The sequence below is a fragment of the Flavobacterium sp. genome, from assembly GCF_046153165.1.
Lineage (GTDB): Bacteria > Bacteroidota > Bacteroidia > Flavobacteriales > Flavobacteriaceae > Flavobacterium.
In genome coordinates this window covers 16,779-30,936 of the sequence record NZ_JBJXEN010000114.1, presented here as the reverse complement: position 1 = coordinate 30,936, position 14,158 = coordinate 16,779, and the positions used below count along the sequence as shown (strand labels likewise).

Below are 14,158 nucleotides of genomic sequence, written 5' to 3'. Positions count from 1 at the left end.
TATCGGGAGACATATCAGAGGCCGAAAAAGTATTCATAGGTTTACCTGAAAAAGAAAAGAAAATGAACATACTGAATAGAGAATTCAGTATGTACGAAAAAAATCATAATTTCTTGAATGAAAAAAGGATTGAAGCCGAAATTGCTAAATCTGCCAAAATTGCTTTTCATAAAATAATTTCTCCAGCAGAGATTTCAAAAACGCCCGTTTCGCCTATAAGAAGTATCATAATTATAGTTTCCGCATTTTTAGGATTACTTGGATCAATACTATTAATATATATTGTGCACTATGCAAAAGCGAAAGTTAACGACACTTTTACCATCGAAAAAAACAGCACCATTCCCATTGCTTTTACAACACCTTTTATCAAAAAAAAGGATAACATTAAAAATAATTTTCTCAAAGAATCATTACAAATGGAATTGAAAAGATTGCTCGAAAAACAAAATATTGTTGTTATCAGTTCTTATGACAAATCTAGCGATCATCTTTTTCATTCTAAACATCTTATCGAAGCTTTTATTGCTCAAGGCAGAAAAGTTTTAGTAATTGACATTACGGGTGAGTTAGACGGTTTGGTTGATAAAAAAGATTACCAAAGTTATGCTAGTAGTCAATTTTTAAGCTATACCAAATCAATTTTCTTAAATGAAATTGAAACAAAAATTAAAGATTATGATTTATGCGTTATTCACAATCAAAGTATTAAAGAAGATAAATTAGGATTAGTATTTATGAGTTTTGCATCTCAGAATCTAATTGTCTTAGATAGCCGAAAAACGGCCGAAAAAAATATCATAAAAATCGAATTATTAAAAGACGAATATACCTTGCCTAATGTTTGGTTTGTACTTAACAAAGTAGGTTATAATCCAAGTTTATTGGTTGAAGCCAAAAAAATCTGGAACAAATACATAAAAAAATAAGATGAATTACTTCAAAAAAATAATCGCTTCTCAAGCTGTTTTGGTTTTATTTGACCAAGCTATTTACAGTGGCACCAATTTTTTGTTGACTTTCTTTTTAGCACAACAACTTGAAATAAAAAGCTTTGGATTATTTTCTACAATTCTTCTTATTACCTACTTAATAATGAGTATTGTAAATGCGTTGTTAATCCAACCATTTCAAGTTTCGATTTCAAAAATTTCAAAAAAAAGGGAATATTATCTATCTATATTTCTTGGGTTAGTGGCTTTACTATTTTTTTTCATGTTTGTAGTGAAGCTGCTTTCCCTTTTTTTACCAGTCGATATTATTTTCAAGTCCCATTCAAATGCGATAATTTGTTTTATATCGGGTTATATTTTTCAAGATTTTTTCAGGAAACTCTTTTTATCCTTGGCCACCATTGGTACTGTATTAATTATTGATTTGTTGTTCTTAACAATAATCGTATTAGGGTTTTATTTTTATACTAATCAAGTTAATTTGAATCTAGCACTTTGGATTATTGGTTTAGCCAATTTTGTTTCTGCTATTCCTGGATTACTATTTATTGTAAAAAATTATGAGAAACCTCTTTCTTGGAAAATCTTTTTAAAAGATCATCTTTCTCAAGGAAAATGGTTGCTGAGTGTTGCCGTTTTACAATGGAGTTCTAGTAATTTCTTTGTGTTAGTTTCAGGCATTTATCTTGGTATAGAAGCACTAGGTGCCTTGCGATTAGTACAATCTCTTTTTGGAATCATAAACATCATTTTACAATCTGTAGAAAACTTTTTCTTACCTAAAGTCGCTGCTTTGTATCATAAAAATACATCAAAAGCAAAAGCCTATTTACTAGAAATTAGTCTTTATGGTGCTCTTTTATTTAGCGTAATGCTTTCGGTTTTATTCTTTTTTTCAACAGAAATAATAATTTTAGCAGGTGGGGAAAAATATCAAACGTACGGATATGTTGTAAAAATAATAGCTGTTTTATACTTCTTTATTTTCTTGAGCTACCCCATTAGAATTGCTATAAGAATAATGGTATTGAACAAAATATTTTTCTTTGGTTATTTATTTTCGTTTCTATTTTCTATGCTTACATTTCATTTTTTATTAAAATATGCGGGACTTTACGGTGCTGTTTCAGGATTAATTTGTAACCAAATTATCATGATGCTGTATTGGCAAAACCAACTCAAAAAAAATCATTTTTACTTATGGAAATAATTCACATAATATTAGGCAAAGCCAATCCTGACAGGATGAATGGTGTAAACAAAGTAGTGTATCAATTAGCAACTAAACAAGTTGAATTTGGCAAAAAAGTTTCCGTTTGGGGCATTGCTAATGACACTAAAAACAACTATGGTCATCGCAATTTTGAAACCAAATTATTTTTAAAACAAAGAAACCCTTTTGCTCTTTCTAAAGAATTAAAAAATGCGATGATGGAGAAAAAAGACAACACCGTTTTCCATATTCATGGTGGTTGGATTCCAATATTTTACGCTATTGGAAAATTACTCCACAAACATAAAATCGCTTATATTTTTACACCACATGGTGCTTATAATGTAATTGCTATGGAAAGAAATTTTTGGGTAAAAAGGATCTATTTTCAATTATTCGAGAAAAATTTTTTAAGTAACACTACAAAGATTCATTGCATTGGGAAAAGTGAAACTATTGGATTGCAAAATTTATACAAAAACGAAAAAACAATTTTAGTACCTTATGGTTTTGAAAATAATCGAGACGTTTCCTTTAAAAATTCAACCAATAAATATATTGCTTTTGGTTTTATAGGCCGATTAGATATTTATACCAAAGGACTGGACACATTAATAAAAGCTTTTAGTATATTTATAAAAAAGAATCCCAATGCACAGCTTTGGATTATTGGAGATAGCGAAGAAAAAGCCAAACTCCATACTATGCTTGTAGCACAAAATGTGCAAAACAATGTCGTTCTTTTTGGAGGAAAATTCGGAAAAGAAAAAGATGATTTAATGCAACAAATGGATGTTTTTATTCATCCATCTAGAAATGAAGGCTTACCTACCTCTGTAATTGAAGCTGCTAGTTACGGAAAACCATGCATTGTAACCGATGCAACAAACATAGGCGACTTAATAGAACAATACCAAGCAGGAGACATGATTCTTGAACAATGCCACCATAAATTAGAAGAATCTATGGGAAAATTAGCTACCATTTGGAAAAAACAAGAAGACTTTACTGTTATTCGTCACAACGCCATCAAAATGGTGCAAGATAATTTTAATTGGAAAAGGATTATTCAAGAGTTTAATACTAAATTATATAAAGCATAATGAATTTTGTAAAAACAGACAATAACGATGCATTTCTTAAAAGAATGGACAATTATTTGTTTATCATTCTGCTGTTGATGGTAGCCTGCTTTTTTACTTGGAGCGAAAATGTAAACATTACTCGTGGTATTAAAATAGTAGGTAGAATGGGCGTGATGATATCGTCAATTGTGATTTACAAAAAAATAATTAATCATGGAGCCGTAAATACAATGGGGTATAAAAATACCTTTTCTCCTTTGTTTTACATAGGTTATTTGTTTCTAGGATTACTATCTTTTATGTGGAGTACAAACCCAGGTTTTAGTGCTTTACAATGGTTTATGACATTTCAAAGTTTTGTATTTGCTTATTTTTTTATCAAAAGTCTAAAAGTTTTAGACACTTTTTATGAAGGACATTCTATCCGATTGTATCATTTATTAGGAAATACTGTTTTTGTTTTACAATTAGTCTTTGTTGTTGGTCTTTGGGTCAATCCAGATGTTTTTTTTAGATTAACAAATGGAGGAGAAGAAGCCAGATTAGGCGGAACCTTAATGAACCCTAACGAACTAGGAATGCTTGCTGGCGTTGGTGTTGCCTGTCTAATATTCGATTTGTACCGATTTAAAAACAAAACTTGGACCATTATAAAAATACTTGTTATTTTTTATGCCTTATTCATGACAGGTTCTCGTTCTTCGTTAATAGGTGCATTTCTTATTATATTTTTTCATATCAATCAAACCAAAAAACAGGGATTAAAATTGGCTATCATGGGAGGTGTTTTGTTAGTAATGCCTTTTGCAATTAACGAAATCATCTTAAAAGGTGGTGATCAAAAAAGAATGGAAGAAATTCTGACGCTTACTGGAAGATTGCCTTTTTGGCAAGCCTTAATCAACGAAGGATTGCCTCGTGAGCCTCTTTTAGGTTTTGGTTATATGCGAATAGATTATAAAGAATTTTTTCAAAGCGTGCATACGTATCCAGGCAAAATGACGCACAATACTTTTATGCAAGTGCTCATGAACTTGGGACTTATTGGGCTAACAATTGCTCTATTTCAAGTGTTTTTTACCATAAAAGCATTTTTTACAGAAGATAAAGAAACTAAACTGATGCTCATTGGAATTCTCATTCCCATTATAATTAATTCTTTTACAGAGTTCGGAATTTTTGGCGAAAGCAACTACGGCATTCTATTTTATCAAATGATTATTTTTTCTGTTTCTTTTAAAAATAGAATACACCTTACTCCTACTCAAAAACTTCATTTAAAGAAAAGAAGACCCGAATTTTTTAGTTAAAATCATTCCAAAAAAAAGTATTTTTCCAAAATTTGGAAAAATGCAAACATGTATTACTCTGCGAAGTATTGATTTTATTGATTTTGTGATTTTGGCACAATTATCACATTACCTAAATAAATCAATACACTCAACATGGAAAATATTTTTACAAAAACAGGCTATTCCATTTCTTTAAAAAAAGAAAATAAAAACGATGTTGTTGTTACTTTGCTAACAATAAACAATTCTGATGGAACTCCGAGATGGATTTGGAATTCAAATTCCAATCATCCGCTTTTCTTAAAATTCTACAATATTAGTAGTAAAAAAGCATTTGTCTTTGCTTCACTGATCAAACTTGTCTTTGCTTTAAAATTACAAAAATTAGTATTCAAAAAAAGGAGTTATTACTTTTCTGTTTTAGACAATCCTGTGTTTGATTGCAGTACTAATTGGGCACTATTTACTGGAACTATCGGTCCTAATAAAAAAGCAGTTTTGTATGCCAATAATTCTTTTTACAAAATTGCCATCACTCCAAATGCAAGCCAATTAATCCACAAGGAATATGAAATTTTAGCAAAAATAAATCCTGATATTTCTTCTTTCGAAATACCAAAAGCAACCATTATCTCAAATGATATAATTCAGTTAAATGATGTATCTAAAAATGGAGAAAGAATTAAAAAAATTACGTCTAATCACTTAGCCGCATTATTAGAATTTTACACTGTCGAGAAACAAACTATCAAAGTGGGAGATTGGGATTTATTCAACTCATTAAAAAATGATTTTAGATCAATAAATGATCCTAGAATTCCTAAAAATTTAACTAGAAAAATCAATACTATTTTAGATACCATTCCTGATAACGAATTGATAGAACTTTCTCTTTCTCATGGTGATTTTACACCTTGGAATATGTATCAAAAAAAGGACGAATTAGCTATTTATGATTGGGAATTAGCACAATTTGACAGACCAAAAGCTTTTGATTATTTCCATTTTATAATTCAAAATGGGATCTTGGTTAACCATGAATCTTGGGAAAAAATCTATGCTGATATTAGAAAAATTGACAATAATTCCTTTGCAAGTACATTTTTTAATTACGATTTAGAAGAGCTAAATAACTATCTCAAATATTATTTACTTATTAATTGCATGCAGTATCTAAAAACATATTCCGAGCAAAAAAACTGGCATATTCAAATTGATTGGTTGTTTCAAGTCTGGAATGAAGGGTTTAATATTTTTGTAACAAATGAATATTCTTCAAGAGAATTAATCATCATGGATATATTTGATTCTATTCAAAATCAAGAATATGCCGCTTTAAAATTTCAAAATGGATTTCCAGAAAAATTAAGTCTAAATTCCGATATTGACTTGGTTATCGATAAAAAAATGAATGACAGTATTCTTCAAACGCTTCAAAGACATGATTTGGTTTCTAAAGTTACTTTTTCTAAAAAATCATTCATGAATTCGATTCAAATTCTTACAAACGATGCCGATATGCTTTCACTCGATTTAATTTGGCAATTGAAACGTAGAAATTTTGAAATTTTAGATGCCAAAAAATTAATACAGGCTGGTTTCACCAATAATTATGGAATAAAAAATGCTTCAAGTCTTTATACAGCAAGATATGTTGTGCTATTTTATATCCTAAATGGCGCAAGAATTCCCAAAAAATATTTAATTTACCAAGAAGCTTTTGCTAATTCTAAAAAAACTATCGACTTCATTATTAAGGATTATTTTGATAATTCTAAAAAAAGCAAACAACTTTTAATGAATTACATTAATAGTAACAAACAAAACAAAGGTATAAATCATATAAAAAACACTATCAATTATTGCCTTGACACTATCAAAAACTATCAAAATAACAAAGGTTTCATTGTCACTTTTAGTGGTGTAGATGGAGCAGGAAAATCTACAGTTATCGATAACATAGCTTTCCGAATTGAAAAACAACTAAGAAAACCAGTCATTGTATTGCGTCATCGTCCTTCTATTTTACCTATACTAAGTGTTTGGACAAAAGGAAAAGAAAAAGCGCATCAAGATGCTATTTCAAGTCTGCCTAGACAAGGAAAAAATGGAAGTTTTGTATCTTCATTTCTCCGATTTACCTATTATTATTCTGATTATTTATTTGGGCAATTTGTTATTTATTTCAAATATACATCAAGAGGCTATGTTGTAATTTATGATCGTTATTACTTTGATTTTATTAATGATAGCAAACGTAGTAACATTGTTTTACCTAAAATTATTTCAAAATTAGGATACTATTTATTGTTAAAACCTAAATTCAATTTCTTCCTTTTTGCTGATGCTAATGTAATTCTAAACAGAAAAAAAGAATTGACTAAAGCTACCATCGAAGAATTGACTAAAGAATACAGTTCCCTTTTCGATTCGCTAAGCGTAAAAAGTAATTCTTCTGTTTATGAATCTATCAATAACGAAGAATTAGATGTTACCTTAAATCATATCGTGAAAACTATAATTCTGGCGTAAAATGAAATCAATCATTCAAAAAATAATAAGGCTTCGAAATCCAAATTTCAAATTTGATGATGCTTTAAACACTAGCGCTTTACTTCAATTTATCTGGATACAATCTTGGAGTCTAATTCGCGGAATAAAAGTAATTTTATTTCTAAAAAATCCAAAAGGCATGATGTTGGGGAAAGGAGTTGAATTTTTTAATATCTCTAAAATCCATTATGGAAAATTTCTTCGATTAGGAAATCATGTTCATGTGTCAGCTTTGAGCAAAAACGGAATTCAATTTGGAGACAACGTTTCTTTTGGGGCATTTAGCCGAATTATTGTTTCCACTTCTTTAAACGATATTGGAGACCAAATAAAAATTGGGAACAATGTAGGAATTGGAGAATTTGCATACTTAGGCGGAGCAGGAAGTTTAGAAATAGGCGACGATTGTATTGTAGGTCAATATTTAAGTTGTCATCCAGAAAATCATAATTATCAAGACATGACAATTCCTATTCGCCATCAAGGCGTTTCAAGAAAAGGAATAAAAATAGAAAAAAACTGCTGGATGGGAAGTAAAGTTACGGTACTAGATGGTGTTACAATTGGGGCGGGAAGCATCATTGCAGCTGGAAGTGTAGTTACTAAATCATTTCCTGAAAATTCTATCATTGGTGGTGTTCCAGCTAAATTATTAAAAACCAGAACTCATGAATCCTAAAACCATATTGGCAACTTGTTATGCTGTAAACCCATACAAAGGATCAGAAGACGCTATGGGTTGGAATTTTACTTATCAAATAGCACGTTACAACAAAGTGATTGCTATTACTAGAGAAAATAACAAACCCGCAATCGAAAAATTTATGGCTGAAAATCCAGATATTGTCTATCAAAACATCACTTTTTTTTATTTTGATTTACCATATTGGATGCGTTTCTGGAAAAAAGGAAGTCGTGGCGCCATGTTATATTACTATATGTGGCAACGAGGCATTATTGCTTTCATCAAAAAACAAGAACTCCAATTTGATATTACCCATAACGTAAATTTTCATAATGACTGGACTCCAAGTTTTTTATACAAACTAGAAAAACCAATGGTTTGGGGACCTGTGGGACATCATCCCGTTATTCCTAACCAATATTTAAAAAAATATGCTACCCACTATTTTATCAAGGACAGGGCTACTTGGTTCATAAAAAAAATGTTCTGGAACGGTTCTTTTTCATTAAAAAAAACGGTGCAAAAAGCAAGTCACATTTGGTGTATGAATAGTGGTGTGCCTGCCGTTTTTAAGATAAAAACAAACGACTTTTCTATTAGTCCATCGATTGCTTCAGAAGATTTTAATACTAAAAAAATAGTCTCTAAAGAAACTTTTACACTCATTAGCGTAGGAAGATTTGTTCCGCTAAAAGGCTTCGATTTGACTTTACTTTCGTTTATAAAATTTATCAATACCCTTTCTTTTGACGAAAGAAAAAACTGTCAATTAAAATTAATAGGTACAGGCCCTGAAAAAGCTTTTTATCAAAAAATTATAGCAGAAAATCAAGCTGAAGATTGCGTCGAAATTATAGAATGGATTGATCGACTAGAACTCATGAAAATGTACGAAACATCATCCGTCTTTCTTTTTCCTTCACACGAAGGTGCTGGAATGGTGGTTGCCGAAGCATTGTCTTTTGGATTGCCTGTAATCTGTTTAGACAACGAAGGTCCTGGAGAGTTTATCAATGTCGATTGTGGTTTTGCAATCCCTCATTCAGATTATACGAACACCATTTGCGAATTAGAAAAAGCAATACAAACACTATACTATGACAAAGAATTATTACTCAAAATGAGCGTTGCCGCTAGAAAACAATATGAGGAAAAATTCACTTGGAATAGTCGTGGCGAAAAATTAAAAAACATTTACAACCAACTGTAATTATGAGAGTTATAGCAGTACATTTATTAAACGATTATAGCGGAAGCCCGAAAGTTTTGATGCAATTACTAAATGGTTGGGTCAAAAACGGTCTGAAAACCCATTTGTACACTTCTGGAAAAAGAGAAGGATTCCTATCGGATATTGTAGGAATTCAGGAACATTTTTATTGGTATCAATTTGCTAAAAACCCATTCATTCGATTGTTCTTTTTAACTTTTAGTCAAATGGCTTTGGGTTTCAAACTGCTTTTCTTCTTAAAAAAAACAGACGTTTTATATGTCAATACGGTTTTGCCTTTTGGTGCTGGAATTGTGGGAAAAATTAGAGGTTGCAAAGTGGTTTATCACATTCATGAAACATCTATGAAACCTTTGCTTCTAAAAAAATTTCTTTTCGGAATCGTACGTTGGTCGGCTTCAGAAGTAGTGTATGTATCAAACTTTTTGGCACAGCAAGAACCTATGAAAAACAAAAAAAATGTGCTTTATAATGTGCTCGAAAATAGTTTTGTGAAAGAAGCTACTCAAAATAGAACTGCTCCAAAAACAACAAAAATAGTTTTGATGATTTGTTCGTTAAAAGCGTATAAAGGCGTGCATGAATTTGTAACATTAGCCCAAATGAATCCGCAATTCACATTCAAACTGATTGTCAATGCAAATCAAACCGAAATTGATACTTATTTTTCTAACGAAACTATTCCTGCTAATTTATTCTTATATCCTGTTCAAAAAAACACACATCCTTTCTACAAAGAAGCTTCTGTCCTACTCAATTTATCTGATGTAAACTTATGGGTAGAAACTTTTGGATTAACCATATTAGAAGGCATGGCGTATGGACTTCCTGCCATTGTCCCTCCTGTTGGCGGAGTGGTCGAATTGGTCGAAGAAGGCGTAAATGGCTATTTGATAAACAGTAAAAACAGTAGTGCTATTTCAGAGAAATTAAACCTCATCCTCAACAATGATACTTTATACCAAACGATGCGTTTACAGGCGATTGAAAAAAGCAAGCATTTTACCGAAGAATACTTTGAGGATGAATCGATTAGGATTCTTTCCAATTAATATACAACTTCCATATTTTGGAAAATCATAAAAATATAACTTACTGATTTTCAATATTTTAATATTTTGGCTTTATTTTGGCCTATACTATTTCAATTATAAATACTATCAACATGAAAAAGCAAAGTATCGCCATTATTGGAACTGTAGGTTTACCTGCAAAATACGGAGGATTCGAAACACTAGCGGATCATCTAGTAACCCATCTTGCTACTAAATATGACTTTACCGTATATTGTTCTAAAAAGAAATATTCTGAGAAAGAACAAATAGCTACTTACAAAGGAGCAAAATTAGAATACATTAACCTAGAAGCCAATGGCATACAAAGTATTCCTTACGACACCATTTCTATTCTAAAAGCGTTACGAAAAAACGATGTTTTATTAATTTTAGGAGTGGCTGGCGCTTGGATTTTGCCTTTTGTGAAGCTTTTTACCAACAAAAAAATCATTATTTCTATTGATGGTATTGAGTGGAAAAGAGACAAATGGTCGCTATTGGCCAAACTTTATTTATGGTGGGCAGAAAAATTAGCGGTTCGTTTTTCTCATATTGATATTTCCGACAACGAATCTATTCAGGATTATACTGCCTTACGTTACAAAACATTGAGCAGAGTAATAGAATATGGTGCCGATCATACACTACAAGTACGTCCAAAATATGAAGATTTTATAAAATATCCTTTTCTGAAACGCGATTATGCTGTAAAAGTGTGCCGCATCGAACCCGAAAACAATGTGCATGTTGTATTAGAAGCATTTAAAAAATTACCCAACTATAATCTTGTCATTGTAGGCAACTGGAACAATAGCGCTTATGGCAAAAAACTGAAAGAAACCTACAGCAATGTGCCTAACATAACTATTTTCGATCCCATTTACAACCAACGCGAAATAGATTTAATACGAGGAAATGCCGCCATTTACATTCACGGACATTCTGCGGGAGGAACTAATCCGTCACTTGTAGAAGCAATGTTTTTAGGTCTTCCCATCATCTCGTTCAATGTGTCGTATAACAAAACCACTACCGAAAACAAAGCCTTGTATTTTTCAAATACTGAACAGTTAATACAACAGTTGCAAACTATTACCGAGGCCGAAATGAATACCTTGAGTAAAGAAATGAAGTCGATTGCTTTGAGAAGATATACTTGGGAAAAAATTGCAAATAAATACCATTTACTAATAAAAGAAGCGCTTGCTATAGATAAAAAAACAAGCACCTTTTCTGAATTTAGAAAACTAGACACTCGCTTTTTGACAAAATACAATTTAGAGCATTTGCAAAATAACACGATGTTTTACGAAAAAAGATAACCAATATGAAAACACTACTAGAATTTGGAACCCTTGGTTTACTATCACTGTTGTTAGCATTAGTGTGTATTCCAATTATAAAAAAAATGGCACTAAAAATTAATTTGGTAGACAAACCCAATTACCGAAAAGTACATACTACTGCTACGCCACTCATAGGCGGAATAGCCATAACCACCACAACATTAGTCGTTTTAATGGCTTCGGGAAACTCCTTTGCGCTTCTAAAAGAATATTTACCCATGCTCGCTTCTGGCTGTATTTTACTAATAGTAGGCGTTATCGATGACAAATCTGATATAAGAGCAAAATACAAACTAGGAATCCAACTTCTGTTAGCTTGTGTAGTCGCTTTTTCAGGAACCAGAATCACTACTTTTTATGGTTTTCTAGGTATTTACGAAATTGCCGTTTGGGCACAATACCTATTAACAATCATAGTCATAACAGGCGTTGTAAATGCTTTTAATCTAATGGATGGCGTAGACGGACTTGTAGGCGGATTGTCGCTCCTAGGATTTACCATGTTTTTTATCTCTTCCGTCTATTTTAACGATTACTTTTTAGGAAAAATTAGCATTATTTTTATGGGAGCCATTGTTGGATTTCTAAAATTTAATCTCTCTAAGGATAAAATATTTATGGGCGATGCAGGTTCGTTATTTTTAGGATTTATACTTGTAACCTTTGGAATCCATTTTATGGAAAAAGAAAACCATACCAACAATTATGGCTATGCTTACGGATTTCTACTCTTGGTTGCTTTTTTCTCGATACCTGTTTTAGATTCTATTAGAGTCTATTTAGGAAGAATAAAACAAGGCAACTCACCGTTTAAGGCAGACAAATCACACTTGCATCATTTGCTACTAACTGCAGGATTAACTCACAAAAAGATTTCCCTTTTTGTCACCCTATTTTGCATGATTTTGTTTTTTCTAGGATTTGGACTCATTTCATTTTTCTCGACCACCTTAATTATCTTAGCCATCATGATTTTGTTTTGGACCACTGTAAAAATACTCCTAATGATTAGCACCCTAAAAGATTGGAGAAAAACCATTACCGTTTTAGAACAACAATAAACCTGTTAATACTGCCTACCATTTCATAACAATTCCTCATGGCAAAACCAACTAGCAACAACTCTCACTTATCTCTCTAAGTGGGAGTTGTTGCTAGAAAAATTTGAGAACCGCAAAGCAAATTACCAAACATTTTTTAGTTAAAAATCCTTTTTTATCCTACTTCACAAAAAAAATATCCACATTTTACGTTTCTCGTAAAGATGTAGTTTCTTGTGGTCGTATTTTTGACAAAACAGGTATAAATACGGGGTTGTGTCTAAAAAACGTTTTGTAGGTTTGAAAAAATGGAACAAGTAAATATTATTAAACATAACGAGAACGGTTACTCTCTAATTTTATTAATAAAAAATATAGCTTTTTTTTTATTTCAGGAAACACTAGAAAATAAAAGCCCATTTTTATGTTGTCCAGATTAAGAAACTAATAATAAACAAATTAGATATATTTAACTTTAAGGAGTTGCGTATATTTATAAGTTAGAGCGAAATGCGCCTTCCAGCCCACTTCGCTCTAACGACAAGCGCACTTCGCCTAACTAGCGCTTTGCAACAGCAAAGCCGCCGCAAAGCGCGCTTGTCGTTAGGCGCACGTTAACCCCAAAACATGAAAAAAGCAGTTTTAGAAGCCCGAAGAAAATCTGAAAAGAAAGAACGTATTTGCATGTTTAATGGCTGTACGAACAAAACTATCAAATCCCATGTTTTGCAAAAAAATGGAATTCTAAGAGAAATATCTGAAAATAATCATTTAATCCAAATGACACCAACGAACCCATTTGAAATGTCCGAAAAAGGAATTTCAGATTTCAAATTGGTCGGAATAAATGACGTTTACACTTTTCAAGGATTTTGTGCAATACATGATTCTAGTGTTTTTAAATTAATAGAAACTGAATCCACTTTAAACTTCTTCGACAAAAAACAACAAGCACTTTTTTGTTATCGTGGATTATGTCAAGAAATTAGGAGAAAAGAAATTGCAACCGAATGGATTATCGAATTAAAACCTCATTTCCCTCCTGTCTTTTTACCACGAGTCGAATCGCTAATTGACGGTTATAATGATGGAATTGAAAATCTGAACGTATTTAAAACTGAATTAGAGAAAAGTATAATTTCTGAAAACTCAGATTCATTTTATTTTGAAACTATAAAAATTCCAAAAATAGAACTATGTATTTCAGTTCCATTAAATATTGGAGAATTGGAAATCCCAAAAGATTCAAATTATAAAAAGTGGAGAGAAGAAAGACAACTTATGCCTACATCATTTATAAACGTTTTTCCGAAAGGAGATGAAAGTTTTGTAATAATTGGTTTTCATAAAGACTACCCTTGCGATTGGACAATCAATTTTAGTAAAAAAATGAAATCAGAAAATAAAAAAGAAATTTTTAAAGAATTAAGTGATTTAGTCACTTTAAGACTTGAATTTTGGTCAATGTCAAAATATCTTTTCAATCAAATTCCTCAAATAAAAATTGCGGAATTTAAATTTTTGTCCGCTCAAAATGTATATAATCATAGTCCAAAATTAGAAACAGAATTGAATCTATTTGAGAACAAATAACCAGCGCCTAACACACGCTACAACGGATTTGGGCAATAGGCTTAATGGAAAGTTGATTTTGTATTTGGGATGATTTGGCAAATCCGAAGATAAGGCTTAATTTAGTCCCAAA

11 protein-coding genes are annotated in these 14,158 nt (G+C 31.4%); all 11 read left to right on the top strand.

Annotation, left to right across the window (positions count from 1 at the left end):
* Positions 1-929: hypothetical protein (locus ACKVOV_RS13600; protein WP_409207301.1), on the top strand; the 929-nt coding region annotated here is incomplete at its 5' end.
* Between the two features lies 1 nt (position 930).
* The gene (locus ACKVOV_RS13595; RefSeq protein WP_409207300.1) at positions 931-2,163 is read left to right on the top strand and encodes a hypothetical protein; all 1,233 of its coding nucleotides are present in this window, start codon (positions 931-933) and stop codon (positions 2,161-2,163) included.
* Positions 2,154-3,269: a glycosyltransferase family 4 protein gene (locus tag ACKVOV_RS13590; RefSeq protein WP_409207299.1), complete on the top strand. Its 1,116-nt coding sequence runs from the start codon at positions 2,154-2,156 to the stop codon at positions 3,267-3,269. The genes ACKVOV_RS13595 and ACKVOV_RS13590 overlap by 10 nt, the downstream gene beginning before the upstream one ends.
* Positions 3,269-4,561, top strand: coding sequence for an O-antigen ligase family protein (locus tag ACKVOV_RS13585; RefSeq protein WP_409207298.1), 1,293 nt, complete (start codon positions 3,269-3,271; stop codon positions 4,559-4,561). Before ACKVOV_RS13590 ends, ACKVOV_RS13585 begins: the two co-directional genes overlap by 1 nt.
* Before the next feature lie 135 nt (positions 4,562-4,696).
* Positions 4,697-7,075 (top strand): hypothetical protein, encoded by a 2,379-nt coding sequence (locus ACKVOV_RS13580; protein WP_409207297.1) that lies wholly within the window; start codon positions 4,697-4,699, stop codon positions 7,073-7,075.
* A 1-nt stretch (position 7,076) separates the two neighbouring features.
* Entirely contained in the window at positions 7,077-7,775 is a 699-nt protein-coding gene (locus tag ACKVOV_RS13575) for an acyltransferase (RefSeq protein WP_409207296.1), read from the top strand.
* Entirely contained in the window at positions 7,765-8,991 is a 1,227-nt protein-coding gene (locus ACKVOV_RS13570) for a glycosyltransferase family 4 protein (protein ID WP_409207295.1), read from the top strand. Before ACKVOV_RS13575 ends, ACKVOV_RS13570 begins: the two co-directional genes overlap by 11 nt.
* A 2-nt stretch (positions 8,992-8,993) precedes the next feature.
* Positions 8,994-10,064 (top strand): glycosyltransferase family 4 protein, encoded by a 1,071-nt coding sequence (locus ACKVOV_RS13565; RefSeq protein WP_409207294.1) that lies wholly within the window; start codon positions 8,994-8,996, stop codon positions 10,062-10,064.
* 113 nt (positions 10,065-10,177) lie between these two features.
* A complete protein-coding gene (locus tag ACKVOV_RS13560; RefSeq protein ID WP_409207293.1) occupies positions 10,178-11,389 on the top strand; it encodes a DUF1972 domain-containing protein in 1,212 nt (403 codons plus the stop codon).
* Positions 11,390-11,394: 5 nt separating this feature from the next.
* A complete protein-coding gene (locus tag ACKVOV_RS13555; protein WP_409207292.1) occupies positions 11,395-12,474 on the top strand; it encodes an MraY family glycosyltransferase in 1,080 nt (359 codons plus the stop codon).
* A gap of 606 nt (positions 12,475-13,080) precedes the next feature.
* The gene (locus ACKVOV_RS13550) at positions 13,081-14,046 is read left to right on the top strand and encodes a hypothetical protein (RefSeq protein WP_409207291.1); all 966 of its coding nucleotides are present in this window, start codon (positions 13,081-13,083) and stop codon (positions 14,044-14,046) included.
* The last annotated feature ends 112 nt before the right edge of the window (positions 14,047-14,158 follow it).